The sequence below is a fragment of the Pseudomonas sp. EL_65y_Pfl2_R95 genome (genome assembly GCF_963971045.1).
Classification (GTDB): domain Bacteria; phylum Pseudomonadota; class Gammaproteobacteria; order Pseudomonadales; family Pseudomonadaceae; genus Aquipseudomonas.
In genome coordinates this window covers 1-23,582 of the sequence record NZ_CAXAOV010000003.1, presented here as the reverse complement: position 1 = coordinate 23,582, position 23,582 = coordinate 1, and the positions used below count along the sequence as shown (strand labels likewise).

Sequence of the window (23,582 nt, the reverse complement as noted above, 5' to 3'; positions counted from 1 at the left end):
CGAGCACGTTGGCCGGGTTATTCGGATTTGCGCCGATAGGGGAACACATCGATGACTTTACCTTCAACAATCGCCGCCTGCAGACTCTTCCAGTAATTGGCATCGTAAAGTTCACCATGTAGCTGGCTAAATAGCCGCCGCTGTTTGATATCGGCAAATAGAAATGGAGGAAATTCCTCCGGAAACACGTCGTTAGGTGCAACTGAATACCAAGGCTCAGACGCCATTTCATCTTCTGGATAGCGCGGCTCAGGTATGTGCCTGAAGTTAACCTCAGTTAAAAAACAGATTTCATCATAGTCATAGAACACCACCCGACCATGTCGAGTCACACCGAAGTTCTTCAGCAGCATGTCGCCTGGGAATATATTCGCCGCGGCTAGCTGCTTAATCGCCAAACCATAGTCCTCAAGCGCTTCGCGCACTTGCCCTTCACTGGCACTTTCAACATACAGATTAAGCGGCGTCATGCGCCGCTCTGTCCAGCAGTGCCGCACCAACACGGTATCCCCTTCAACCTCAACGGTAGACGGCGCGACCTCAAGCAATTCAGCCAGGCACTCGGTGGTAAATTTGGATTTTGGAAAACGAAAATCTGCGAATTCCTGGGTATCTGCCATGCGCCCTACCCGATCAACACTCTTGACCAGCCGATACTTCTCTATAACCGTGTTGCGCACCACCGTTTTGGTTGGCGAAAAGCGATCCTTGATGACTTTGAACACAGTATTAAAGCCCGGCAGCGTAAAAACGCTCATCACCATGCCGCGGACACCCGGCGCCATGATGAACTGATCATCAGTGTTGGCCAGATGGTTGATCAACGCCCGGTAAAACTCGGATTTCCCGTGCTTGTAAAAACCGATCGAGCTATACAGTTCGGCAATGTGCTTGCCCGGCAAGATACGCTGGAGAAAGCCGACAAACTCAGCGGGAATTTCCACATCCACCATGAAGTATGAGCGGGTGAACGAGAAAATAATCGACACTTCGGCTTCATCGGTAATCAGCCCGTCAACCTGAATACCCAAGCCTTCGCGGTGCAGCAAGGGAAATACCAGCGGCCATTGTTCATCCTGGTTGAACACGCGCCCTACCAGATAAGCACCTTTATTGCGGTAGAGCACGGAATAGAACAACTCGATGGTAAGGTCCGGGTCTTTGCACACCCAGTCGGGCAGGTTCTCGCGCAGTTGCGCCTCAAGGCGCACAAGGTCACGGGACAAATCCTCAAATGGCGCACTGAAGCTGTAATCACTGAAGATCGCCTCCAGCATCAAGCCAAGACCATTGGCCTGCGCATGGCCTGCACCCAGGCTGTAACGCCGGGTTTGCGCGGCACGCTGACGGCTGTGTAGCGAAGGCCGGGTGGTGTGGATAAACATGCAGCCATCGCTGATCTGGTCGTGGCTGAATAAGCTGCAAAAAATCGAGTTGAACCAGGTTTCCGACAACTCATCGTCAAAACGCGTGTCAATCAACTCAATGTAGGCCAATTTGACCTGCGGCCACTGCTCTACATCAAACAACTCATCGCCAAGGCTTTCGCACAGCCGCTGCCTGACTTCCTTGACTTTCTCTTCATAAAGATTAATCCGCGCAGCTGACGCGCTCTGCCCCGCCTGCCATTGCGCCAGCTCAAAGCGCGCACGGGCGCCGTCGGTTATCTCGCGAAACGCCTCGCGATAGTCATCAAAACCATCAAGCGTCAGGCGAGCGATATCTGCTGCCGGGGGGGTCATGGGCAATCCTCTGCTGAAACATTGCGTTGCGTCCGAGCTTATCCAGATGCCAGCTGCAGCGAAAGCATTGTAGACAAATGCCTAGTTCAAACGCTGATCAAGGAAATGCTCAAACATCTGCATAGCGGGCGTTTGCCTTACTGGCTTGCGCAGCAGCAGGCCTAAGGCGCGTTGCACGGGTTGGTCCACAGGCAACACCCGCAATGCTTCACCAAGGTGTAAGAACGCCGTGCAACTCGCCGGCAACAAGGAAAAGCCCAATCCCTCACGAACCATCGCGGCGGCCGTGCTCATATGAGCGACTTGCCATGACGGTTGAGTACTCACGCCGAGATGCTCCAAGGTCATATCCGCCAAGGGACGAATACTGGTATCCGTTGTTAACGCAATATAGGGCCGAGATTTCCAGTCTTCCGCGTCGTCACCCTCATCGCGTACCAGCAGCACCAAGTTGTCATTAACCAAATGCTTGAACTCAAGCCCCAGCATGTCCTCCGGCAATGAAGTGATGCCCACATCAACCTCACCTGCAAGCACCCAGTCCCTAACCTCTCCTGCTCGACCATCTTGTAACGACACCTGCACCCCCGGATGTTCACGGCTATAGGCCGCAATCACCCCCGGTAAAAATGACGCTGCAGCGGTCGGTAATGCCGCAAGGCGCAAGGTGCCGCTGTCAAGATTCAGCAGCTCCTGAGCATCGCTGACCGCATCACTCATAAGCCGTAAAAGCTGCTGCGCCTGCGGCAAAAAGTGCGCACCCGCCGAAGTTAATTCAACGCTGCGAGTATTGCGGGCCAGCAATTTCAAACCAAGGCTTTCTTCAAGTTTACGGATGCTGTAGCTAAGCGCAGGCGGCGACAAGTGCAGCCGTTCGGAGGTGCGGGTAAAGCTCAATGTTTGCGCGATCAGGGTGAACGCACGCAGCTGGCGGAAATTGATATCCATTCTGGTCTATTAGAATTATTCGAATAGTTATTCTTATAATTAAAATTCACAGAAATATCAATTGACGCCAGTATTGCTCGGGCACACATACCGAGCGTTAAGCCATGACACCTATAATTCACATCGGTTGCGGAGCAGGTTTTGCCAGTGATAGGCCAGACGCCACCCTGCGCTTGGCCCGAAGCCTGGCCCAGCGTTCTGGGCAGAGGTACTTAATGCTCGAACTGCTGGCTGAGCGCACCCTTGCCGAATCCCAGTTGCGCAAACAGCTAGACGCCGATAGCGGCTATGCCTCACGCCTGTTTGACTTCCTTGATCCGATTCTGGATATCTGCGTTGAAGCCAACATTCCCATCATTACCAATGGTGGAGCTGCTAATCCACAGGCAGCTGCGGTTAACCTCCGCGCCAAACTGAATGGTCACCATCCGCAGCTGAAAATCGCCTGTGTTTTAGGTGATGACTTGCTCGAACAGCCGTTTCAGCAGTGGCTTCCAACCAGCGAGCTGCCCGGTGAGTTGGTCTCGGTCAATGTCTATACGGGAGCCGACGGCATCGTTCAGGCATTGGCAGAAGGTGCCAACATTGTCTTGTGCGGCAGAGTCGCAGACCCCTCGTTGGCGGTCGGTCCAATCCGTCACGCATTGGGTTGGGCCTTTGATGACTGGCAAAAGATGGCCATTGCCACAACCGCTGGCCATCTTCTGGAGTGTTGTACTCAGGTCACCGGCGGCTACTTTGCCCACCCCGGCATCAAAGATGTGCCTAACCCGGCCAACCTTGATTGCCCGATTATTGAAATCAGCGCAACCGGCGACTTGATCGTGACCAAGGTCGAAGGCGCCAGCGGTTACGTCAATGAGCGCACCGTCAAAGAACAATTGCTCTACGAAATTCATGACCCCCGCCGCTACCTCACCCCGGATGTAATACTTGACCTCGGCCAGGTCCGCGTTGAGCAAATCGGTGAAAACCGGGTCCGGGTTTCCGGTATTCAAGGCCATCCACAGCCTGAAACACTCAAGGGACTGGCTGGCGTCCGTGGACTTTGGTTCGGCGAAGCTTCCATAAGCTACGCCGGCCCCGGCGCGGTGGAGCGGGCCAATCTGGCCCGCGAAATATTGCACCAACGCTTTGCTCAACGATGCCCGCAGTTGAAGCCCTGGATTGATCTGGTTGGTGTTGCCAGCCTGTTCAATGACCAGCAGGGTCACTACCTCAACAAGCGCCTTGGGCAATCGCCAACGGTTGAAGATGTGCAGGTTCGCGTCGGTATCGTTGATGAAAATCGCCAGTTGATCGAGCAACTCCAGGCCGAAGTCGAATCCCTGTACACCAATGGCCCCGCGGGAGGTGGCGGCGTGCGCAGGCACCTTAGTGAATCACTCACCACCCGTGACTTTCTGGTCCCCCGCAGCGCTGTTGAAACCCGACTGGAGTGGTACTGATGAGTACGTCAATTACCCTTGCCGACTATGCCCATGCCCGCGCGGGCGACAAAGGCAACATTCTCTGCATCGCGGTATTCCCGCTGAACCCTGAGCACTACCAATGGCTCAAGCGTGAGTTAACCCCAGCGCGGGTGGGCGAACAATTTGCCGGCCGCCGACCCAGTGCGGTCAAGCGCTACGAAATCGACTCATTGCAGGCACTCAACTTCGTGTTGGATGGCGCCCTGGAAGGCGGCGTTACCCGCAGCCCAGGGCTGGATCGCCACGGCAAGAGCCTGAGCTACCTGCTTTTGTCCATGCAATTGCCGCCACCGCACTAGCGCCACCAGGCTTCCCGCCGCATCAAGACGGCGCACTGAACAATAAAAATAAATACCGAGGTAGAACCTAATGATTACCGCCATGGGCTTTCTGATGATGCTTGGCATCATCTCGCTAATATTGCTGCGCAAAATGAGTCCGGTAGTGGCCTTCACCACTGTCCCAGTCGCTATCTGTCTATTGGCAGGCTTCAGCCCCGCCGAAGTGGGTGTGTTTATCAAGAACGGCTTGATAACAGTCGCCCCCACCGCTGCGCTGTTCCTGTTCGCCATTCTTTACTTTGGCATCATGCGCGACCGTGGCTTGTTCGATCCCTTGGTCAACTTCCTGATCCGGCGTACCCGCGGCAAACCCTTGGCGATTGCGCTGGTTACCGTATTGATCACCGCATCGGTGCACCTTGATGGTGTGGGCGCCGCGACCTTCCTGTTGGTTATCCCAGCGTTGCTGCCGATCTATAAGCGCCTGGATATGAGCCCTAACCTGTTATTGATGCTGGTTGGCACAACCGCTGGGGTGATCAATATGGTGCCATGGGGCGGCACCACTGCTCGTGCAGCGGCAACCACAGGCCTGGATGCAACTGAGCTTTGGTTAGGCCTGCTTCCGGTGCAGCTTGTCGGGTTGGCGATGATGTTACTGATTGCCACGTGGCTCGGTTTGCGCGCCCAACGCAAGATACCTGTGTCCGTTGGCGCTGCAGCGACGTTCGACCCGGGTCAACCTGAATCACGGGAGTTTGGCTTGTCGCCGCGCACGGTGCGCTACTGGTGCAACGTCGCGCTCACGGTGGCCATTCTCGCCTGCCTGTTTACCGGCACATTTCCGCTATACGCATGCTTTATGGTGGGACTGGGGATCGCCCTGCCGCTGAACTTTCCGGATATCAATGTGCAGACTGAGCGGATCAAAGCGCACGCCGCCGATGCCTTGCAAATGTCACTGGTGATGATGGCTGCTGCCGTACTGCTGGGCGTGCTCTCTGGTGCCAAGATGTCTGATGCGATGGCGCTGTCGATCATTGATATCCTGCCCAACGGGTCCGCTCAATACCTGCATGTGCTTGTTGGTTTTTTCGGTGTGCCGCTGGGCATGATCTTCTCACCTGACGCTTACTACTTCGCACTGCTGCCGGTTATCCGCGACGTTGCCGTGGCAGCCGGCGTATCTTTGGAGTCTGTTGCGCGAGCCATGCTGATTGGTGAAAACACCGGCTTCGCCATCAGCCCGGTAGTGCCAAGCGTTTACCTCGCCCTTGCGCTGGCAGGCGTGGAATTGCGCAAGCACATCGCCTACACCTTTTTCTGGGCATGGAGCGTGAGCATAACCATGCTCGCGTTTGCCTTGCTCACTGGTGCCGTGCAGATCTAACTAAAGCGCTTGCAGAGCGCGGCAGCTCGAAGACTGTCCGCCGTGACCTACCAACAAGCCGAACATTCGTGAGCATAAATGGCGGATAAAAAAGCGTTATCCGCCCTACGGGTGAAACCAAAAAAGGTCGGCGCATGCATGCAAACCCATCGGCTTACAGCTACTGCATCAGAGATTTAAAGCGAAACTGTGTATTGCATTAGCGGCTGCTGACGGCAACACTTCCTGGCTACTTCTGCCTGGAGTTGTACCGTGCGCCTGATTGATCTAAGCCGACTGTTGTTGCTTGCCGCCATCTGGGGCGCCAGCTTCATGTTTATGCGCATCGTCGCACCGGTGCTCGGCAGCATGCCGACGGCATTCTTTCGCGCCACATTAGGCGCCTTGGGTTTGCTGGCGATTTTGCTGGTAATGCGCGTCAAATGGGACTTTCGCGGCAAGCTCAAGCAATGTTTGCTGCTTGGGGTTATCAACGCAGGTCTGCCTTCAGCCATGTATTGCCTGGCTGCCCTGGTCTTACCCGCAGGTTACTCGTCAATATTCAATGCAATGACACCGCTGATGGGCGTGCTGATCGGCATGCTGTTTTTCAGTGAGGCGCTGACCACCAGCAAAGCCGCTGGTGTGGCTTTGGGTCTGTTCGGGGTATGGCTTTTCACCCAGACGGGTCCAATCAGCGTTGACCTGCAGATGCTGATGGGCGCCGCAGCCTGCCTGGTGGCGACCACGTGCTACGGTTTTGCGGGATTTCTAACCCGCAAGTGGATTGGCCAGCAAGGCGGGCTGGATAACCGCCTTACCGCATTTAGCAGCTTGGTAGGTGCCAGCCTGTTTTTGACTCCGCTATTTATTGGCTCATTGATTGTGCAGCCGCCGACTTCATGGGGTGGCAGCAGTGAGTGGCTATCGCTGGCAGGTCTGGGCTTTATCTGCACCGCGTTCGCTTATGTTCTGTATTTCCGCTTGATCAGCGATATCGGCCCGGTTCAGGCTTCAACCACAACCTTTCTGATTCCAATCTTCGGCGTACTCTGGGGCTGGCTGCTGCTTGATGAGCCGTTGTCGTGGGCCTATGTGTATGGCGGAGCAATTATTGCTGTTGCCTTGTGGCTGGTGGTCAGGCCGAGTAGATCACCGGCCCAAGCCCCACCCGCTGCGCCACTGGTGACTGACAAAGCCGCGCAGTAGACAGAGTTACCCTCATAAAAAACCCCGCGAGCAGTTGCTTTGCGGGGTCCATTCAAACCAGGTTAAATGCTTACTGCTCCAACTCCTGCGCTTCGAACATGTCGCTGAACAACATGCTCGACAGGTAGCGCTCGCCGGAGTCTGGCAGGATTACGACGATGGTTTTGCCCTGCATGTTCGGCTCGTTGGCAATGCGCAACGCGGCGGCCATGGCGGCACCGCAGGAAATTCCGCAGAGGATGCCTTCTTCACGCATTAAGCGCAGGGCCACGGCTTTTGAGTCTTCATCGGTCACCAGCTCAACCCGGTCAACCATGCTCAGGTCGAGGTTTTTCGGGACGAAGCCTGCGCCGATGCCTTGGATCTTGTGCGGGCTTGGTTTTACCTCTTCACCGGCAATGGTCTGGCTGATGACTGGCGAGCTAACAGGCTCAACCGCGACCGAGATAATAGGCTTACCCTGGGTATTCTTGATGTAACGGGAAATTCCGGTAATAGTGCCGCCCGTGCCGACACCCGAGACCAGTACATCAATTGCGCCGTCGGTGTCATTCCAGATTTCCGGCCCAGTGGTTTTCTCGTGGATTTCCGGGTTTGCCGGATTCTCAAACTGTTGTGGCATAAAGTACTTGGCGCTGTCCGACTGAGCGATTTCAGCGGCCTTCTCGATTGCCCCTTTCATGCCTTTCGCCGGCTCGGTCAGTACCAGTTCAGCGCCTAACGCTTTAAGCACTTTACGCCGTTCAAGGCTCATGGATGCAGGCATGGTCAACAGCAGTTTGTAACCCCGCGCCGCGGCCACAAAGGCCAAGCCAATACCGGTGTTGCCAGAGGTCGGCTCGACGATGGTCATGCCCGGCTTGAGCACACCACGGGCTTCCGCATCCCAGACCATGTTGGCGCCAATCCGGCATTTAACCGAATAGGCAGGATTGCGACCCTCGATTTTGGCAAGAATGGTCACGCCTTTCGGGCCCAAACGATTAATCATCACCAAGGGTGTGTTACCGATGGCTTGCGCGTTGTCTGCAAAGATGCGGCTCATGACAGGATCCTTGAACGAAGTAAGTTGATTAGCCTATGACGCAAGCGAGCTCCAGTCCAGTGGCCAGGCAATTGCTGATAGCTGGTGCGCCAGGTATTACTGGGCCAAGCCGTGCTGCGGTGAGAATTTCTCACCGCAGCACGGCTGAACGCACTTGAGTGTGGCTGCCATTGCTGCTGCCCCTAAAGGGTGAGCCCTACGAATCAAATGTTCATGAGGGACAATTAAAGTCGAACGCGACCCCGAGCGCCTTCTCAGTCTTTCGCCTTGAACGGCCGACGCTTGCTACCTTTTACAGACGATCCCTAGCAACTGCTTAACTAAGATGATTGGAACCTAATTGATAGTTGTTGAGTCGATTTATTTATGAGAAAACGTTTCGCTATACCTTTGTGGACCCTAATCACCTTGGCCTGCGCTTTGGTGGTCCTGCACATCATGCTGCCATCGATTGTGCGCGACTATCTCAACGACCAACTAGCCGACATGGGGGATTACCGGGGGCAAATTACTGACGTGGACTTAGCGCTGTGGCGCGGTGCGTATCGCATCAATCAGCTAAACATCACCAAGGTTAACGGCAAGGTTCCTGTGCCGCTGCTTGAAGCGCCATCGATTGATCTGTCAGTGAGCTGGAAAGCCTTGTGGAACGACCATGCTGTGGTTGCCAGCGTGGTCCTGGACCGACCCAAGCTCACCTTTGTAGATGGCGGCAATGCCGAAGATTCGCAAACCGGTGAAGGCGTCGACTGGCGTCAGCAGCTCAAAGCATTACTGCCGATCACACTCAACGAAGTCAGGGTTGACCAGGGCACCCTGGCGTTCCGCAATTTCAACTCGAAACCACCGGTGGATCTAAAGGCCACCCAGGTCAATGCAACCCTGCTCAACCTGAGCAACACCAATAAAAGCAAAGAACTGTTGCCCGCCAGCTTTCAAGCTACGGCGAATATTTTTGGCAATGCACCCCTGGAAACCAGCGCCAAGCTTAATCCGCTAGGCAAGCTGGATGACTTCGATATGAAGCTGCGCATTACCGAGATTGAACTCAAGCAGCTTAATAGTTTCACCCGCACCTACGCTGACTTTGACTTTGTTAAAGGCAATGGTGATTTCGTCATGGAACTTGATGCCCGCAAAGGCAAAGTAAAGGGTTACGCCAAACCCCTGCTGCGAGACATGGAGATTTTCGACTGGAAACAGGATGTCGAAGCCAAGGACAAAAACTTTTTCACGGGCATTTGGGAAGCATTGGTCGGCAGCGGCGGCTGGCTCTTGAAGAACCACAGCCAAGACCAGTTTGCCACGCGCATCGAGATTTCCGGGGATTTGAAAGCCACCGACGTCAGCCCTTGGCAAGCCTTTATCGAAATTCTGCGCAATGCCTTCGTCAAAGCATTCAGCAATAGGTATGACTCCCCGCAGGAGTAACTGCGCAGTCACCCAACGACCCGCCATTCAGTGACTGAATACCCCGTATTCGTTCACAGTCGCCCGGGCAGCGCGGTATAGTCGCTTCTTTATTTAGCTGACCCGCGGTCAATCCCCGGGCGTTCTGGCGTGAGGATTTACCCATGAAGTTCGAAGGCACTCAGTCATACGTCGCTACCGACGATCTCAAGCTTGCGGTCAACGCTGCCATTACTCTGGAGCGCCCGTTACTGGTTAAGGGTGAGCCTGGCACCGGTAAAACCATGCTCGCCGAGCAACTGGCGGAGTCCTTTGGTGCGCGCCTGATCACGTGGCACATCAAATCGACGACCAAGGCTCACCAAGGTCTGTATGAATACGACGCGGTAAGCCGACTGCGTGACTCACAACTCGATTCCGACAAAGTTCACGATGTGCGCAACTACATCAAGAAAGGCAAGCTCTGGGAAGCGTTTGAATCCGAGGAGCGGGTCATTCTGCTGATCGATGAGATCGACAAAGCCGACATCGAATTTCCGAACGACCTGCTGCAAGAACTCGACAAGATGGAGTTCTACGTTTACGAGACTGACGAAACCATCAAGGCAGTGCAGCGCCCCATTATCATCATTACCTCGAACAACGAAAAAGAGCTGCCGGACGCCTTCCTGCGTCGCTGCTTCTTCCATTACATCGCCTTCCCCGATCGCACCACCTTGCAGCGCATTGTTGACGTGCACTACCCGACCATCAAGAAAGATCTGGTCAGCGAAGCACTCGACGTATTCTTTGATGTGCGCAAAGTCCCGGGCCTGAAAAAGAAACCTTCTACATCAGAGTTGGTGGATTGGCTGAAGCTGCTGATGGCTGACAACATCGGCGAAGCCGTGCTCCGTGAGCGTGATCCGACCAAGGCTATCCCACCGCTGGCTGGGGCCTTGGTCAAGAACGAGCAAGATGTTCAATTGCTCGAGCGCCTGGCTTTTATGAGCCGCCGCGCCGGTCGCTAACTGTCGATCGTGACGTCGGGCTGCCCCACTTGGCCGAGTGCTCTTGAGTAGAGCCCGGCCGTGGCGCAGCAAGAACCCACACATGAGGGCGCAGCGATGCTGCTTAACCTGTTCAACGAAATGCGTGCAGCCAAAGTGCCGGTCTCGGTGCGCGAGTTGCTCGACCTGATCAACGCGTTGAAACACAACGTGGTGTTCGCAGACATGGACGAGTTTTACTACCTCGCCCGCACTATTCTGGTCAAAGACGAACGCCATTTCGACAAGTTTGATCGCGCGTTTGGTGCCTACTTCAAGGGCTTGGAAAACCTCAATCAACATATCGAGGCGCTGATCCCTGATGAATGGCTGCGCAAGGAATTTGAGCGCTCTTTAAGCGACGAAGATCGCGCCAAGATTGAATCGCTCGGCGGCCTGGACAAACTCATCGAAGAGTTTAAAAAGCGCCTTGAAGAGCAAAAGGAACGCCACGCCGGTGGTAACAAATGGATTGGCACGGGTGGCACCAGCCCGTTTGGCTCTGGCGGTTTCAACCCGGAAGGTATTCGCGTTGGGGACGCCGGCAAGCGTCAAGGCAAAGCCGCCAAGGTCTGGGACCAGCGCGAGTATAAAAACCTCGACGATCAAGTTGAGCTGGGCACGCGCAACATCAAAGTGGCCCTGCGTCGTCTGCGCAAGTTTGCCCGTCAGGGCGCAGAAGATGAGCTGGATCTCGACGGCACAATCGACCACACCGCCAAAGATGCCGGCCTGCTCAATATTCAGATGCGTCCAGAGCGGCGCAACACGGTCAAGCTGCTGATTCTGTTCGATATCGGCGGATCGATGGACGCCCACGTCAAAGTCTGTGAAGAGCTGTTTTCCGCGTGCAAGACCGAATTCAAGCACATGGAATACTTCTACTTTCACAACTGCGTCTATGAGTCGGTGTGGAAAAACAACCTGCGCCGCACATCCGAGCGCTTCTCCACCCAAGACTTGCTGAACAAGTATGGCGCTGACTACAAAGTAGTGTTTGTCGGTGATGCGGCCATGGCGCCCTATGAAATCACCCAGGCGGGGGGCAGCGTCGAGCACTGGAACGAAGAGCCGGGTTACCTGTGGATCAAACGGTTTATGGAGAAGTACAAAAAACTTATCTGGATCAACCCCTACCCGAAAGACACCTGGGGCTACACCGCTTCGACCAACATCATGCGGGAGTTGGTCGAAGACAAGATGTACCCCTTGACCCTGCAAGGGCTTGAAGACGGCATGAAGCTGCTTTCCAAATAGTCGCCCATCCGCGCCGCATCGGTTTAAACCGCTGCGGCGTGATGCTTAACGCCAGTGGCGATCACGCACGCGGCGGTCTTGGCCGCCACCCAGCAATCGGGTGACTGTCACCAGCAGCAGTTCGATCAACCAGGCCAGAAGCAAGGCACAGGCAATACCCCAGGCAATGGCCTCGGGCACCAGCAACACCTGGAAGGTATAGGCGTCATAGGTTTCCTCAAGCAACTGCGAGTCGGCTGCAGTACTGATATGCCAAACTTGTTGATACCACGGGCCCTGCATGGCTTGGGACTCGGCTTTAAGCTTATCGGCGCGCATCACAAGCGTATTGACGCTTTTGGCATCGCTTTGCATCACTGGATCATCGCTGGCCTGGTAATGCGCAACCAGTGCAACCATATCGCCCTTGAAGAAGCGCTTCGCAGTCTCGCGAAAGCCTTGCAGGCTCTGCTCGGATTCAAGCAAGTGCGCGTCGACACGCTTGCTGTAATCGTTGATGTAGCCGGGCACTTGCACACCGACCAGTAAGCCCAAGGCAAACAACGCCAAGCGTAAATAGCTTCTAAACATCCGAGCCCCCGTTAGTCGTTGATGTGGCGAACGTTAAGCCGTCTGCCCCTGTGCAATACATTCCCCAGCACGCCACAAACGCCACTCACCCGGCTGGTATAGATTCCAGTTCTCGTTATTGGTCAGGGGCGCCGTTGCCAGCACCGTGACTATGTCGTTGGGCGTGGTTTCTGACTGAAAATCCACCTGCACATCGGCATCCATCAAATGCGCCGGACCAAATGGCGCACGACGGGTGATATGGGCAAGCTTGCTTGAACAAAAACTAAATAGCCAATCGCCATTACTGAGCATGCAGTTGAACACACCCAGACGCCGATAGGCTACGCATGCATCCACCAACGTCGGTAACATTTGCTCAACATCGACCGCGCAAGGGAACTGGCCGCGCAGACGATTAAGCACGTCACAAAAAGCCGCTTCGCTGTCCGTATCACCAATGGGTTGATAAAAGCCCAACTCAGGGGCGAAGTCGGCCAACTGGCCATTGTGGGCAAAACACCAACTGCTTCCCCACATCTCGCGCACAAAAGGATGGGTATTGGCCAAGCACACCCGCCCTACGTTGGCTTGACGAATATGGCCAATCACCACTTCACTCTTGATCGGATAACGCTGTACCAACTTGGCCACTTCCGATTCATAGCTGGCGCTTGGATCTTGAAACAAACGCAAGCCACGGCCTTCATAAAAGCCGATACCCCAGCCATCACGATGCGGCCCGGTACTGCCGCCGCGCTGCATCAGTCCGGTAAAGCTGAAAACGATATCAGTCGGCACATTTGCGCTCATGCCCAACAGTTCACACATTAGTGTTTCTCCATCCGCCACAACTGTCCTGACTCAATGGTTGCCTCGAGACTAAGCGATCTGCCCGGATTAAAATAACAGCAGTGCGCAATGCACAAACAGATCAGGGATTTAGTCGTTAATATTGCGCGAGATAAAGCCTAGGTTGCATGGCGTTTGACGCAGACTTTCCAACATGTACTGGAAAGCCATCTGAAGGCCCAGGCATTGGCCGAGGGGCGAGCACCGCCCCAAGCCAGGTTACAGTCGAGGCTCTACGCGCATGCCGCGGCGATCGTTCGGCAGGTAATCCGGCTCGGCATCGCCATCATCCATAATTTCACGCAGGGTGCGTGGATCGCTCTGCTCTTCAGGCTCAAGCGTCGTTTGACGGCGATTTTTCCACCAGCGCTCGAGCGGCCAGCGAACGGCGACAAAAACCAGATACGCCACAAAGGCGATCATTCCGTAAAGGGCCAAGTCCGCCACAGCGCGCCACAGGTTGTTGCCGACTTTGAACAGGATATCCAGAGCGCTCACGGCAATCGCCGGGGCAAACAGCTCTTTACTCGGGTCAACAATGGTTGGGCTGAACAACAAAACCGCGACTAAAACGCGCAAAGGCTCGCGCAGATAACGCCACATCCAGCTGGTTAAACGGAACCAAACCAATAGACAGCCCAGCGCAGCAATGGCGTAGACAGCCCAGGCGAGTAGGTTTTCGTTCTCAAACATAAAGTGGCAAATCCTTGGCACGGCGTTGTAAGGTCACGCTTATGATAGCGACTTTTACGCTGCACGGCTCACCTGCCGTCGCTACTGATTAATTCTGGAGTTATTCCATGGCCAACGCCCCTATCGCCCGCCGTGAAACTGGTAGCGATCCCTATCGCTGGCTGGAAAATCGCGATAGCCAAGATGTTCTCCAGTATTTACGCGCCGAAAATGACTACCTTGGGGCGCAACTGAGCGACGAGTCCGCCCTTCGCGAACAGCTTTTCCAAGAGATTAAAGGCCGAATCCGCGAAACCGATCTGTCACTGCCTTCCCCTTGGGGACCTTATCTGTATTACCAGCGCACCACTGCTGGCGATGAATATCCGCGCCATTACCGCTGCAAGCGACCGGCAGATGGCTCGCATGTGGTCGATGACAGCAGCGAACAACTGCTTCTCGACCCCAACCAACTGGCTGACGGCGGGTTCTTTTCCCTCGGGGCGTTCAGCATCAGCCCGGATCACCAGCGTCTGGCCTACAGCACGGACACCAGCGGTGAAGAAATCTACCAACTGCATGTCAAAAACCTGAGTGACAACCACGTCCAGACCCTTGATTTTGAGGACTGCGACGGCAGCATGACCTGGGCTAATGACAGCCATACCCTGTTCTTTGTTGAACTCGATGAAACCCACCGCCCGCACAAGCTGTATCGCACCACGCTCGATAGCGATAACGCCGAGTTGGTGTTTCATGAACCCGATGGACGCTTTTTTCTGCACTGCTACCGCGCCTCATCCGAGCGCCAGCTGATTCTGATGATGGGCAGCAAGACCACCAGCGAAGCCTGGGTGCTCGATGCCCAGACGCCTGAACAAGCCTTTAGCTGCGTGGCCCCGCGTGAAGAAAATCACGAATACGACGTGGATCACGGCCTGCACAACGGCGAATGGCAATGGTTTATTCGCAGCAACCAGAGCGGCATCAACTTTGCCCTGTATCGTGCGGCGGAGCATGACTTCACCCGTGACAACTGGATTGAGCTGCGCGCCCATGATGAGCAGGTGATGATTGACGGCATGACCCTCAACGCCAATGCCTTGCTCCTGAGCTTGCGTGAAGGGGGTTTGCCGGTAATTGAAGTGACTCCACAGGATCTGACCACTTACCGAGTCAGCCTGCCAGATGCGGCTTACAGCCTGTATGTACAGGATGCTCTGGAGTTCGAAAGCAGCACCATGCGCCTGCGCTATGAGGCGCTCAATCGCCCGGCACAGGTCCGCCAGTTAGATCTGGCCACAGGCGAACAGCAGGTCCTCAAGGAGACCCCAGTAGAAGGTCCGTTCGACCCTGACGCCTATGTTTGCCAGCGCACCTGGGCCACAGCTGCCGACGGTCAACACGTCCCAATTAGCCTGGTTGCGCGCAAAGACCTCCTCGGCACCCCCTGCCCGCTGTATCTCTATGGCTATGGCGCGTACGGCGAATGCCTTGATCCCTGGTTTTCCCACGCACGCCTGAGCCTTTTGGATCGTGGCATGGTATTCGCCATCGCCCATGTGCGCGGTGGCGGTGAACTGGGTGAAGCCTGGTATCGCGCGGGCAAACTTGAGCACAAAGGCAACAGCTTTACTGACTTTATCGCCTGTGCCGAGCATTTGTGCGCCGCCGGCATTACCCGCAGCGAGCAGCTTGTGATCAGCGGCGGCAGTGCAGGCGGTTTACTTATGGGAGCAGTGCTCAATCAACGTCCTGACCTGTTCGCCGCAGCCATTGCAGAGGTGCCCTTTGTTGATGTGCTCAACACCATGCTCAACCCGGACCTGCCGCTTACCGTCACTGAATACGATGAATGGGGCGATCCCAACCAACCCGAAGTGCATGCCTTGATCAAGGCTTATGCACCTTATGAGAACGTCAGCGCGCAAGCCTACCCGGCAATGCTGGTGGTTGCAGGCTACAACGACAGCCGTGTTCAGTACTGGGAGGCTGCAAAATGGGTGGCCAAGCTGCGCGCCAGTAAAACCGACAATAACCTGTTGCTGCTTAAAACCGAGCTTGATGCCGGTCACGGCGGCATGAGTGGGCGGTATCAGGCACTCAAGGATGTGGCGCTGGAATATGCCTTTATATTCAAGGTTTTGCAGATTGGCTAGCAAAAATGGTGGCTGAAAAAAGCGTCATCCACCTCCGAAAGCCTCGTCCATTCGAGCGTAGGTGGTGGCTTTTGTAGGGTGTGACAACGCGAAGCTTGTCCACCATGGGCCGCGCAAACACCCCCTAGCAGTCGAGACTGCAATGGTGGATGGAAACAGCGTCATCCACCCTACTACTCGGGCTTCTTCTCTGGTTTCAGGTCGTCGCGGTTGCGTCGTAGTTGCTCTTCCAACTCAGGTATCGGCTTGTCTGCCGGACTCAAGGTGGTGGTTGGGCGTTGCTGGCGAGCCGGTTGGTTTACCGAGTTATTGAGCAAACGCGGGCTGCTGGCCGGAGCGCCGCTTGGCGCCGAGCGCAAACGCGGCTGCTCATAAGGCTGCGGGTTGGCGCTGCCGGGAGTCGCCGAAGATGAGCTGCCGGAGCCGCCAGAACCTAGCGTCCCGTAGTTTTGCGCCTGCAACGTCGTTGCCGTGGCGCATAAACTCAGTGTCAGTGCACTGATAATAGGTATAAAACTTCGCATATCAGCCTCCAATTCCTCGGCTTTAGTTTAGCTACTGCCGAGTAGATTGGACGCCAGACACTCAAGACAGTTCTCCTGGATCACCGCTAGCGCTAGACTAGTCAGCATTGGCCACTCTCTCGGACACCCTGCATGAACTCGCCTAAATCGCCTGCCACCGCCAAACTCGACCGCATCCTCGCTGACGCACAGCGCAGCCGCGAAGAAGGTTATCGCGACAAAGCCCTGAAAATGTACCCCCATGTCTGTGGTCGCTGTGCCCGGGAGTTCGCCGGAAAACGCCTGAGCGAGTTGACTGTCCACCACCGCGACCACAACCACGACAACAACCCGCAAGACGGTTCCAATTGGGAATTGCTCTGCCTGTTCTGCCACGATAACGAGCACTCTCGCTATACCGATCAGCAATACTTTTCAGACGACTCGCTGAGCTCACCGAAAGCCTCAACCGCCAAGCACAATCCCTTTGCTGACTTGGCTGCACTCCTAAAAAGCAAAGAGTAAACGCCCTCGCCCATCCACTCGCAACTGCACGTATAATCAGCGCCTTTTGCGCGAAGGGCACAAGCCGTGGCGAACAAACGATACAGTTGCATTGGCTTGGTTAACCCGAAGTCACCCGACAACGTCGGCTCTATTATGCGGGCTGCAGGCTGCTACAGCGTAAGCAGCGTGTTTTACACCGGCACCCGCTATGACCGCGCCAAGGACTTCGTCACCGACACCAAGCGGGTGCACCTTGATATTCCACTCATCAATATCGATGACCTGCAGAAGATAATTCCGCTGGGCTGCACGCCTGTCGCCGTGGAATTGGTTGATGGCGCCCACTCTCTGCCGGAATACACCCACCCGGACCGGGCTATTTATATCTTTGGCCCGGAGGACGGTTCGCTGAGCAAAGAGATTCGCGCCTGGTGTGAAGACGTGGTGTACATCCCCACCCAAGGCTGCATGAACCTGGCGGCTACGGTGAATGTGGTGCTCTATGACCGCATGGCCAAGGGCAATAACACCAAGTCCGGACCAAAATTCTAATAGTGGCCGTCTAGGGTACGTCAACGCGAAGCTTGTCAAACATGGCCCGCGCAAACAACCCGAACCTGCGAGACTGCAAAGGTGGATGAAAAGAGCGTCATCCACCCTTGTATCTACGGGACCTTAGCCATCGGATGCAGTTTATTTGCTTTTCAGCAGATTGGTGTCGAGCACTTCAGACGACTTGCCCATGACATTTTCGCTGATTTCGATAAAGTCCTTGGTGCTGACCTTATCCATACGCATCAGGCCACGGGTTACGTCATCGAGCGACAGCTGCTTACGATCCTTGGTGGCTTTGCGGATTTCACGATCCAAATCCTGCAGCATCAGCACCGCACGCGCCGTGATGGGTCCTGTTGAGTTCTCAGTGCGCAAGCTTTTGACTGGCTTGCTCCATTTCATCAGCTGTTCACGGATTTTTTGGTAGCGCTCTTCGGTCATCCCCCCGGAACGACGCACCAACTCAATGGCGTAATACTCGGCCAGGCCTTCGCTGATCCAGTCGCTCTTGTCGGTGTCCTTGATCTGGGTGAACACATGGACCAACTCATGAACCAGTGAACTGGTACCGTTCTCACTGACGGTTGGCCGTCCGGCATGCATAAAGTAGGAGTTAGTCGCCGACAGGCCACCCCGCCACATTGGATCATTCGCGCCTACAACCAGCAGCTTCTTCGGGTCTCGCGGGAACACTGCCTGAGCCTCTGGCCAGACATAGGTGAGCATGGTCAGCATGTCCATGCGGCGCATGCCTTCCCCATCTGGCGCCGCGATGGTGACATCGGTTTCACCCAGCTTGGTCCGACGGGTGCCTATTTTACCGGCGAGAATCCAGCCTGTCGGGCGGTCGAACTTTCGCTGCGGGTTGTTGATCCTGAATTTGTTTTTGCCCACCCGTGGCCAGCCGGTTTCAACACTAGGCCAGCCTTTAGGCAGCTTAAAGGTGAGGTGGGCGAACAGCAGGGTTTTATCCTGAATGTGCATTGAGGCGCTGGGAATCAGGTTGTCGCCGCGAAACAGTGCCCAATCCTTGGTCATGCGTGCATCAAACTTGCCATCATCGCGTGGATGACTGATTTTCACCCGGTAGCTTAGCGTGGTCTTGCCCTTACCCGGCTTCCAGATCCCGCGCTCAGGGCTCTCCTGCGTCCACTCGCCTCCTTCAGTAGTGAAATCCGAGTACCGTTGCTCATCACCCAGATTAAAGGAAAACTGGCTGATGGCCTCGCCTTTATCCAGCGACATACTGACTTCGGCGACGTCGTTCTCTGGCACGAATTTTACGTTGTAATCCAGATCGACCTTACTGGCTGCCCACAATGGCGAGCCAAAACTAAGCAATGCTACAGACAGCAATACACGACGAATCGACATCACAGGGCAACTCCATGGCGGACAAGGTCAGTTCCAAGCATAGACAAGGTGCGCGCTTGGCAATTCCTGCCGGGCGCGGCTTTTTAACGCATGCAGCAGATTAATACTTCAGCAATCCCATACGTGAGCAATCTGTGTGCGGGCAAATCAGCCCGAGCGAAAAATCAAATAATCTTCCCAATCATCTTCTGCGACATTCTTTTCGCTGAGCATCCGCCCTGACTGGGAAATCCGCTCGACATGCACCGCTTGCGGGTCACCACATACGAGATGATGCCAAAGCGGCAGGTCTTTACCTTCACTGACCAAGCGGTAACCGCACGTCGGTGGTAACCACTGGAACTGGTCAGCCTGGGCAGGCGTCAGCTGAATGCAGTCAGGCACGAATTTGATTCGGTTTTCGTAGTTGGTGCAGCGACAGGTATCGAGGTCGAGTAACTTGCAGGCAATACGCGTGTAGTAGACGCTGCCGTCGTCTTCATCTTCAAGTTTCTGCAGGCAACAAAGTCCACAACCATCGCACAGCGACTCCCACTCGGCTTGATCAAGCTGATCGAGGGTTTTACGTTTCCAGAAGGGTTCAACTTTAGCGGCCATGGCAAAAAACTACACGAGGGGTGCGAAAAGGCCGGCAGTCTAACGCGGCGGCCTTGCGCGACCAAGCTTACTTCGGCGGATAGCTATGATTTAGCCACAATTTCAGGACCTGGCATTCGCTCTACTGCTAAGCCTAGACGGAATCTGCGCTGAATTAATAATCGCGGGTAAAATCGACTTGGCCTTGCAACACCTGCCCGGCCATAAACCGCTGCAAGTTGCTGACAAATAACTGGGCCATCAGCGCTGGTTGTGTAGGCGCAGAACTATGACCTGTGAGCAGTAAACGGGGCGCAGTCCAGAACATGTGCCCGGCTGGCAGCGGCTCGACCCGGCACACATCGATCACTGCTGCCGCCAACTGATCGGCCTGAAGTGCGCTAACCAGATCCGCATCAACCACAGCTACGCCACGCCCGGCATTGATGAAAACAGCACTGGGCTTGAGTTGAGCGAGTAGCTCAGCGTGATAAATATCATGGGTGGCTGGGGTATCCGGCAGTAGGTTTATCAGATAGTCCGCCTGTGCCGCCATGCGCGGCAGTTCTGAAATGGCCGCCACCTCGGTAAACGGCCCCTGCTGCCGGGCCTGGCTGGCAATACCATACAGTTCAACGCCAAAAGCGGCTAAAAACAAGGCAACGCTGTGACCGATATCGCCGCAGCCAACAATCAACACCCGCCGCCCAGCCAAACTGTGCGGTAAATCTGGACGCCAATGTTGCTCAGCCTGCGCCGCTTGCTGAGCCCAAAGCTGCCGTTCATGGGCGAGCATATGGCAAAGCACATACTCCGCCATGACCTGACCGAAAATACCGACAGCACGACTTAACAGGTAGTCACGGGGCAGTTCACTGGCCATAAACGGTGTGATGCCTGCCCAGGTCGACTGCAACCACTGCGGCTTGATGCCTTTGCCAAGCAAGTCGACCAGCAGATCAGGCTGCCCCAGCCAGACTTGGCATTCAGCAGCCAAGGCCGGCAAGCACTGAGCATCATCACTGCCAACCAACTCAACCGCCTGCGAACTTGCATTCAGCAATTGATTGAGCCGTTGGCGGTATTCGGCATGTGACCTTTCGGCAATTAATACGCGCATGGCTTAAACAGGATCGTTACGGCGCAACAATTCTTCGGGCAGATGCTGAATGTAGTCTTCTTCCTGCGGGGGCATCTGCAGGTGATAGCCCTGCTTATCGAGGTTTTCCAGGACCTGATGAATATCCTCACGGGCCAATGCACGCTCAGGCGTCAGAATCATGCTGAACGCCAAGGTTGGGGTACCGAATGCAACCAACAGAGACTCAGGCACACGCTTAAGCTCGTCGCTTTTTAGCACGTAGAGGTACATCTCATTGCGCTTGGGGCTTTTGTAAATATTGCAGATGCGTTTCACACCCGTTCCTCTTCTTTGGCTTCGCTGATTTTAGCCAGACGATCTAATAATGCTTGCCCCATCAGTTCCCGGCGCCAGCCAGTCAGGGATTCAGGTAATTCGTACGGCCCCGTTGGGTAGCCGCTTTTCAGCAAGGCTTCGAGAATCTTCTTGCGCAGCATTAACTCGGGCGCAATATCCAGACGCTCCGCCTCACGCTGGCCAATAGCGCGCAACTTTTTCAGCACCGAAGAGGCTTCAATTGGCAGTGGCTCTGGCAATGCGTCCGGCCACTGCGAGGCGGGAATGGCTGCCGCCCCCTTGATTAAGTCGAGAATAAATTCGCCGTCCTGGCGCACCGTTTTCGGGTGCATTTCTTCGATACGCGCCAAGCTCTGCAGGTTATCCGGCTGAGTCTTTGCCAATGGCCACAATGAATGCTCGCGCAAGATCCGGTTACGCGGCTGATTACGCGCACGCGCTTCACGTTCACGCCAGGCACACAGTTCGCGTAACACCGCCAATTGAGCGCGAGATAACTTCCACGCGAGCTTTGCATCGCGGTAAGCATCTTCAGGGGCAATTTCACGGCCGAGGTTATTGACCATATCGGCGCAGTCTTCCAGTACCCATTGGTACTTTTCTGGCGACAGCTTGGTTTGCAGCTCACGATAAACCTGGGCCAGGTGCAGCACATCTTCGGCGGCATAGCTGACCTGCGTCTCTGAAAGCGGGCGTTTGAGCCAGTCAGAGCGCGTCTCACCCTTGGGCAGATCAATGTCCAGCACGGCTTTGACCAAGCGTGAATAACCCATGGAGAAACCCAGATTGAGATACCCCGCCGCGATCTGACTGTCAAACAAAGGGGCTGGCAGGCTGCCGGTCAGGCGCAGAAAGACTTCGAGGTCCTCACTGCAAGCGTGCACCACTTTAACCACCTGTGGGGCTTGGAGCAGCGTGGCAAATGGCGCCCAGTCGGTAATCAACAGCGGATCAATCAGGTAGGCACGCTCACCCTCGCTGACCTGAAGCAGGCCCGCAATCGGGTAAAAGGTGTCAACCCGCATAAACTCGGTATCCAACGCTACAAACGGCAAGTTCTGCCATTGAGCGCAGTACTGAGCCAGGCTTTGGTTGTCACTGATCCACTGAATATCAATCGCCACGCGGCTCTCCCATGCTGAATGACAGGCAGTATATATGCCCGAGCCACCTACCGGGGCGTGATCGGGCAATGCAAACCTGTAAAGATCGTTGTTCCTGGCTGAATTGACAGCCACTGCCACCCAAATGCCAAGGCACCTAACGCTGCCTTGACCCTAACTCTCTCGCTGAATGATGAAACCACAAACTGCTGCATAGTTAGCGCCACACGTGCCTTTGCCCTGTAGTCTGCAGGCCAGCGTTAAAACGTGCTGCGCCCATCACCCGACACGGAAAATAACAATGAAAAAACTCTTTGGTCTTTTAATCCTGCTGATCGCCTGTGCGGCGATCTTTCTCGCCCTGACGCCGAGTCCTATCAATCCAGTCGCCTGGCAGGCGCCCAAAGCCCCCGCAATGACCGGTGTACTTGAGCCAAATGACACCCTGATGAAGGCGCAGCTAATCGCTAAAGGCCAGGTTCATGGCCCGGAAGACACAGCGATTGACGCTCAAGGTCGTGTGTACGCGGGGCTTGCAGATGGCCGGGTTGTGCGCATTGATGGCGATAAAGTCGACACCTTCGCTGACACCCAAGGCCGCCCACTCGGCATGGATTTCGATGCACAGGGCAACCTGATCGTAGCGGACTCATACAAAGGCCTGCTGTCGATTGACCCCAAGGGCAGTATCAAAGTCCTGACCACCAGCGCTGAAGGCGTGCCCTTCAAGTTCACTGACGACCTGGACATTGCCAGCGACGGCACGATTTACTTCAGCGATGCCAGCTCACGTTTTGCTCAGCCCGACTACCTGCTCGACCTGCTCGAAGCGCGTCCATGGGGCCGCTTACTGAGCTACACCCCGAGTACCGGGGAAACCAAAGTCCTGCTCAAAGATTTGTACTTTGCCAATGGCATTGCCTTATCCGCTAAAGAAGACTTCGTGCTGGTCAATGAAACCTACCGCTACCGGATTAGCCGTTACTGGCTGAAGGGCGAGAAAGCCGGCACCCATGATGTGTTTGTCGATAACCTGCCAGGCCTGCCCGACAACCTTGAAGGTGATCGCGCTGGCACGTTCTGGGTCGCGATGCCCTCACCGCGCAAAGCCGACGCCGACTTCCTGCACCAACACCCTTGGCTAAAAGCGCAAATCAGCAAGCTGCCACGCATGTTTTGGCCCAAAGCCACGCGCTACGGACTGGTGATAGCACTAAACGAACAAGGCGAAATTACGCAGAGCCTGCATGACACCAGCGGCAGCCATTTGAGCATGATCACCTCAGCCAAACCGGTTGGCGATTATCTGTATCTGGGCAGCCTGGAAAATGATCGGATAGGCAAACTCAAAATCCGCTAACGCACGCACCTTTCTAATTGTGGACGCTTCTGTGCTTGACGCTCTTGTAGATACCGTCTTGAACCTCACCTTGCAATAGCGAGATGAGGATCAAACGGTTTCCCGGATTTCAGTACGCCGTAGGCGATGCAAAGCAGTTTGCGCATCGCTGCGCAGACGATCTGCTTACCCGT

The 23,582-nt window shown here is 55.3% G+C and carries 23 protein-coding genes and 1 pseudogene; 11 read left to right on the top strand and 13 right to left on the bottom strand.

What is annotated here, in order from left to right:
- Window positions 1-17 precede the first annotated feature (17 nt).
- Entirely contained in the window at window positions 18-1,742 is a 1,725-nt protein-coding gene (aceK, locus tag AACY09_RS10960; RefSeq protein ID WP_445323816.1) for a bifunctional isocitrate dehydrogenase kinase/phosphatase, read from the bottom strand.
- 81 nt (window positions 1,743-1,823) lie between these two features.
- Window positions 1,824-2,690 carry a LysR family transcriptional regulator gene (locus AACY09_RS10955; protein WP_339487941.1) on the bottom strand — a complete coding sequence of 289 codons (867 nt, stop codon included), beginning with the start codon at window positions 2,688-2,690 and terminating at the stop codon, window positions 1,824-1,826.
- Between the two features lie 104 nt (window positions 2,691-2,794).
- On the opposite strand from AACY09_RS10955, the gene AACY09_RS10950 reads away from it, so the two are divergent.
- The 4 genes from AACY09_RS10950 (at window position 2,795) to AACY09_RS10935 (ending at window position 7,021) form a co-directional block, all read left to right on the top strand.
- Window positions 2,795-4,138, top strand: a complete 1,344-nt coding sequence (locus AACY09_RS10950) for an acyclic terpene utilization AtuA family protein (RefSeq protein WP_339487938.1) — start codon at window positions 2,795-2,797, stop codon at window positions 4,136-4,138.
- Window positions 4,138-4,461: an AtuA-related protein gene (locus AACY09_RS10945; RefSeq protein WP_339487936.1), complete on the top strand. Its 324-nt coding sequence runs from the start codon at window positions 4,138-4,140 to the stop codon at window positions 4,459-4,461. The genes AACY09_RS10950 and AACY09_RS10945 overlap by 1 nt, the downstream gene beginning before the upstream one ends.
- A gap of 70 nt (window positions 4,462-4,531) precedes the next feature.
- Complete coding sequence (locus tag AACY09_RS10940; protein WP_339487934.1) at window positions 4,532-5,833, top strand: CitMHS family transporter; 1,302 nt, start codon at window positions 4,532-4,534, stop codon at window positions 5,831-5,833.
- A 252-nt stretch (window positions 5,834-6,085) separates the two neighbouring features.
- Entirely contained in the window at window positions 6,086-7,021 is a 936-nt protein-coding gene (locus AACY09_RS10935) for a DMT family transporter (RefSeq protein WP_339487933.1), read from the top strand.
- A 70-nt stretch (window positions 7,022-7,091) separates the two neighbouring features.
- Here AACY09_RS10935 and cysK read toward each other — a convergent pair whose 3' ends face one another.
- Window positions 7,092-8,066 carry a cysteine synthase A gene (cysK, locus tag AACY09_RS10930; protein ID WP_339487930.1) on the bottom strand — a complete coding sequence of 325 codons (975 nt, stop codon included), beginning with the start codon at window positions 8,064-8,066 and terminating at the stop codon, window positions 7,092-7,094.
- A gap of 366 nt (window positions 8,067-8,432) precedes the next feature.
- Here cysK and AACY09_RS10925 point away from each other — a divergent pair, with 366 nt between their 5' ends.
- The 3 genes from AACY09_RS10925 (at window position 8,433) to AACY09_RS10915 (ending at window position 11,761) form a co-directional block, all read left to right on the top strand.
- Window positions 8,433-9,497: a DUF748 domain-containing protein gene (locus AACY09_RS10925; RefSeq protein ID WP_339487927.1), complete on the top strand. Its 1,065-nt coding sequence runs from the start codon at window positions 8,433-8,435 to the stop codon at window positions 9,495-9,497.
- Between the two features lie 143 nt (window positions 9,498-9,640).
- The gene (locus AACY09_RS10920; RefSeq protein WP_339487925.1) at window positions 9,641-10,486 is read left to right on the top strand and encodes an AAA family ATPase; all 846 of its coding nucleotides are present in this window, start codon (window positions 9,641-9,643) and stop codon (window positions 10,484-10,486) included.
- A gap of 96 nt (window positions 10,487-10,582) precedes the next feature.
- A complete protein-coding gene (locus AACY09_RS10915; protein ID WP_339488695.1) occupies window positions 10,583-11,761 on the top strand; it encodes a vWA domain-containing protein in 1,179 nt (392 codons plus the stop codon).
- Window positions 11,762-11,806: 45 nt separating this feature from the next.
- Here AACY09_RS10915 and AACY09_RS10910 read toward each other — a convergent pair whose 3' ends face one another.
- From AACY09_RS10910 to AACY09_RS10900, 3 genes are all read right to left on the bottom strand, one after another.
- Entirely contained in the window at window positions 11,807-12,331 is a 525-nt protein-coding gene (locus AACY09_RS10910; protein ID WP_339487922.1) for a DUF2937 family protein, read from the bottom strand.
- Between the two features lie 33 nt (window positions 12,332-12,364).
- The gene (locus AACY09_RS10905; RefSeq protein ID WP_339487920.1) at window positions 12,365-13,141 is read right to left on the bottom strand and encodes a class II glutamine amidotransferase; all 777 of its coding nucleotides are present in this window, start codon (window positions 13,139-13,141) and stop codon (window positions 12,365-12,367) included.
- A 240-nt stretch (window positions 13,142-13,381) separates the two neighbouring features.
- Window positions 13,382-13,855 (bottom strand): MFS transporter, encoded by a 474-nt coding sequence (locus tag AACY09_RS10900; protein ID WP_339487918.1) that lies wholly within the window; start codon window positions 13,853-13,855, stop codon window positions 13,382-13,384.
- A 107-nt stretch (window positions 13,856-13,962) separates the two neighbouring features.
- Here AACY09_RS10900 and AACY09_RS10895 point away from each other — a divergent pair, with 107 nt between their 5' ends.
- A complete protein-coding gene (locus AACY09_RS10895; RefSeq protein WP_339487916.1) occupies window positions 13,963-15,993 on the top strand; it encodes a S9 family peptidase in 2,031 nt (676 codons plus the stop codon).
- Between the two features lie 173 nt (window positions 15,994-16,166).
- Here the strand turns inward: AACY09_RS10895 and AACY09_RS10890 are convergent, their stop codons facing one another.
- Entirely contained in the window at window positions 16,167-16,517 is a 351-nt protein-coding gene (locus AACY09_RS10890; RefSeq protein ID WP_339487914.1) for a hypothetical protein, read from the bottom strand.
- A 132-nt stretch (window positions 16,518-16,649) separates the two neighbouring features.
- Here AACY09_RS10890 and AACY09_RS10885 point away from each other — a divergent pair, with 132 nt between their 5' ends.
- A complete protein-coding gene (locus AACY09_RS10885; RefSeq protein WP_339487912.1) occupies window positions 16,650-17,021 on the top strand; it encodes a YajD family HNH nuclease in 372 nt (123 codons plus the stop codon).
- A 66-nt stretch (window positions 17,022-17,087) separates the two neighbouring features.
- A complete protein-coding gene (locus AACY09_RS10880; protein WP_339487910.1) occupies window positions 17,088-17,555 on the top strand; it encodes an RNA methyltransferase in 468 nt (155 codons plus the stop codon).
- Between the two features lie 141 nt (window positions 17,556-17,696).
- On the opposite strand, the gene AACY09_RS10875 is transcribed toward AACY09_RS10880, so the two are convergent.
- The 5 genes from AACY09_RS10875 to rnd form a co-directional block, all read right to left on the bottom strand.
- Window positions 17,697-18,932 carry a hypothetical protein gene (locus AACY09_RS10875; RefSeq protein ID WP_339487908.1) on the bottom strand — a complete coding sequence of 412 codons (1,236 nt, stop codon included), beginning with the start codon at window positions 18,930-18,932 and terminating at the stop codon, window positions 17,697-17,699.
- A gap of 147 nt (window positions 18,933-19,079) precedes the next feature.
- A complete protein-coding gene (locus AACY09_RS10870) occupies window positions 19,080-19,529 on the bottom strand; it encodes a YcgN family cysteine cluster protein (RefSeq protein ID WP_339487907.1) in 450 nt (149 codons plus the stop codon).
- 154 nt (window positions 19,530-19,683) lie between these two features.
- Window positions 19,684-20,628, bottom strand: coding sequence for a D-2-hydroxyacid dehydrogenase (locus AACY09_RS10865; protein ID WP_339487905.1), 945 nt, complete (start codon window positions 20,626-20,628; stop codon window positions 19,684-19,686).
- Window positions 20,629-20,631: 3 nt separating this feature from the next.
- Entirely contained in the window at window positions 20,632-20,925 is a 294-nt protein-coding gene (locus AACY09_RS10860; protein WP_339487904.1) for a YcgL domain-containing protein, read from the bottom strand.
- Complete coding sequence (gene rnd / locus AACY09_RS10855) at window positions 20,922-22,070, bottom strand: ribonuclease D (RefSeq protein WP_339487903.1); 1,149 nt, start codon at window positions 22,068-22,070, stop codon at window positions 20,922-20,924. The genes AACY09_RS10860 and rnd overlap by 4 nt, the downstream gene beginning before the upstream one ends.
- 280 nt (window positions 22,071-22,350) lie before the next feature.
- Between rnd and AACY09_RS10850 the strand changes: the two genes are divergently transcribed.
- A complete protein-coding gene (locus AACY09_RS10850; RefSeq protein ID WP_339487902.1) occupies window positions 22,351-23,409 on the top strand; it encodes an SMP-30/gluconolactonase/LRE family protein in 1,059 nt (352 codons plus the stop codon).
- A 65-nt stretch (window positions 23,410-23,474) separates the two neighbouring features.
- On the opposite strand, the pseudogene AACY09_RS10845 reads toward AACY09_RS10850, so the two are convergent.
- Window positions 23,475-23,582, bottom strand: a pseudogene (locus AACY09_RS10845) (IS110 family transposase); the annotation flags it as partial.

What these genes read in the sequence shown, in the direction of transcription:
- aceK (WP_445323816.1), bottom strand. Translation starts at nt 1,742, where the DNA reads ATGACCCCCCCGGCAGCAGATATCGCTCGCCTGACGCTTGATGGTTTT.
- AACY09_RS10955 (WP_339487941.1), bottom strand. Translation starts at nt 2,690, where the DNA reads ATGGATATCAATTTCCGCCAGCTGCGTGCGTTCACCCTGATCGCGCAA.
- AACY09_RS10950 (WP_339487938.1), top strand. Translation starts at nt 2,795, where the DNA reads ATGACACCTATAATTCACATCGGTTGCGGAGCAGGTTTTGCCAGTGAT.
- AACY09_RS10945 (WP_339487936.1), top strand. Translation starts at nt 4,138, where the DNA reads ATGAGTACGTCAATTACCCTTGCCGACTATGCCCATGCCCGCGCGGGC.
- AACY09_RS10940 (WP_339487934.1), top strand. Translation starts at nt 4,532, where the DNA reads ATGATTACCGCCATGGGCTTTCTGATGATGCTTGGCATCATCTCGCTA.
- cysK (WP_339487930.1), bottom strand. Translation starts at nt 8,066, where the DNA reads ATGAGCCGCATCTTTGCAGACAACGCGCAAGCCATCGGTAACACACCC.
- AACY09_RS10925 (WP_339487927.1), top strand. Translation starts at nt 8,433, where the DNA reads ATGAGAAAACGTTTCGCTATACCTTTGTGGACCCTAATCACCTTGGCC.
- AACY09_RS10920 (WP_339487925.1), top strand. Translation starts at nt 9,641, where the DNA reads ATGAAGTTCGAAGGCACTCAGTCATACGTCGCTACCGACGATCTCAAG.
- AACY09_RS10915 (WP_339488695.1), top strand. Translation starts at nt 10,583, where the DNA reads ATGCTGCTTAACCTGTTCAACGAAATGCGTGCAGCCAAAGTGCCGGTC.
- AACY09_RS10910 (WP_339487922.1), bottom strand. Translation starts at nt 12,331, where the DNA reads ATGTTTAGAAGCTATTTACGCTTGGCGTTGTTTGCCTTGGGCTTACTG.
- AACY09_RS10905 (WP_339487920.1), bottom strand. Translation starts at nt 13,141, where the DNA reads ATGTGTGAACTGTTGGGCATGAGCGCAAATGTGCCGACTGATATCGTT.
- AACY09_RS10900 (WP_339487918.1), bottom strand. Translation starts at nt 13,855, where the DNA reads ATGTTTGAGAACGAAAACCTACTCGCCTGGGCTGTCTACGCCATTGCT.
- AACY09_RS10895 (WP_339487916.1), top strand. Translation starts at nt 13,963, where the DNA reads ATGGCCAACGCCCCTATCGCCCGCCGTGAAACTGGTAGCGATCCCTAT.
- AACY09_RS10890 (WP_339487914.1), bottom strand. Translation starts at nt 16,517, where the DNA reads ATGCGAAGTTTTATACCTATTATCAGTGCACTGACACTGAGTTTATGC.
- AACY09_RS10885 (WP_339487912.1), top strand. Translation starts at nt 16,650, where the DNA reads ATGAACTCGCCTAAATCGCCTGCCACCGCCAAACTCGACCGCATCCTC.
- AACY09_RS10875 (WP_339487908.1), bottom strand. Translation starts at nt 18,932, where the DNA reads ATGTCGATTCGTCGTGTATTGCTGTCTGTAGCATTGCTTAGTTTTGGC.
- AACY09_RS10870 (WP_339487907.1), bottom strand. Translation starts at nt 19,529, where the DNA reads ATGGCCGCTAAAGTTGAACCCTTCTGGAAACGTAAAACCCTCGATCAG.
- AACY09_RS10865 (WP_339487905.1), bottom strand. Translation starts at nt 20,628, where the DNA reads ATGCGCGTATTAATTGCCGAAAGGTCACATGCCGAATACCGCCAACGG.
- AACY09_RS10850 (WP_339487902.1), top strand. Translation starts at nt 22,351, where the DNA reads ATGAAAAAACTCTTTGGTCTTTTAATCCTGCTGATCGCCTGTGCGGCG.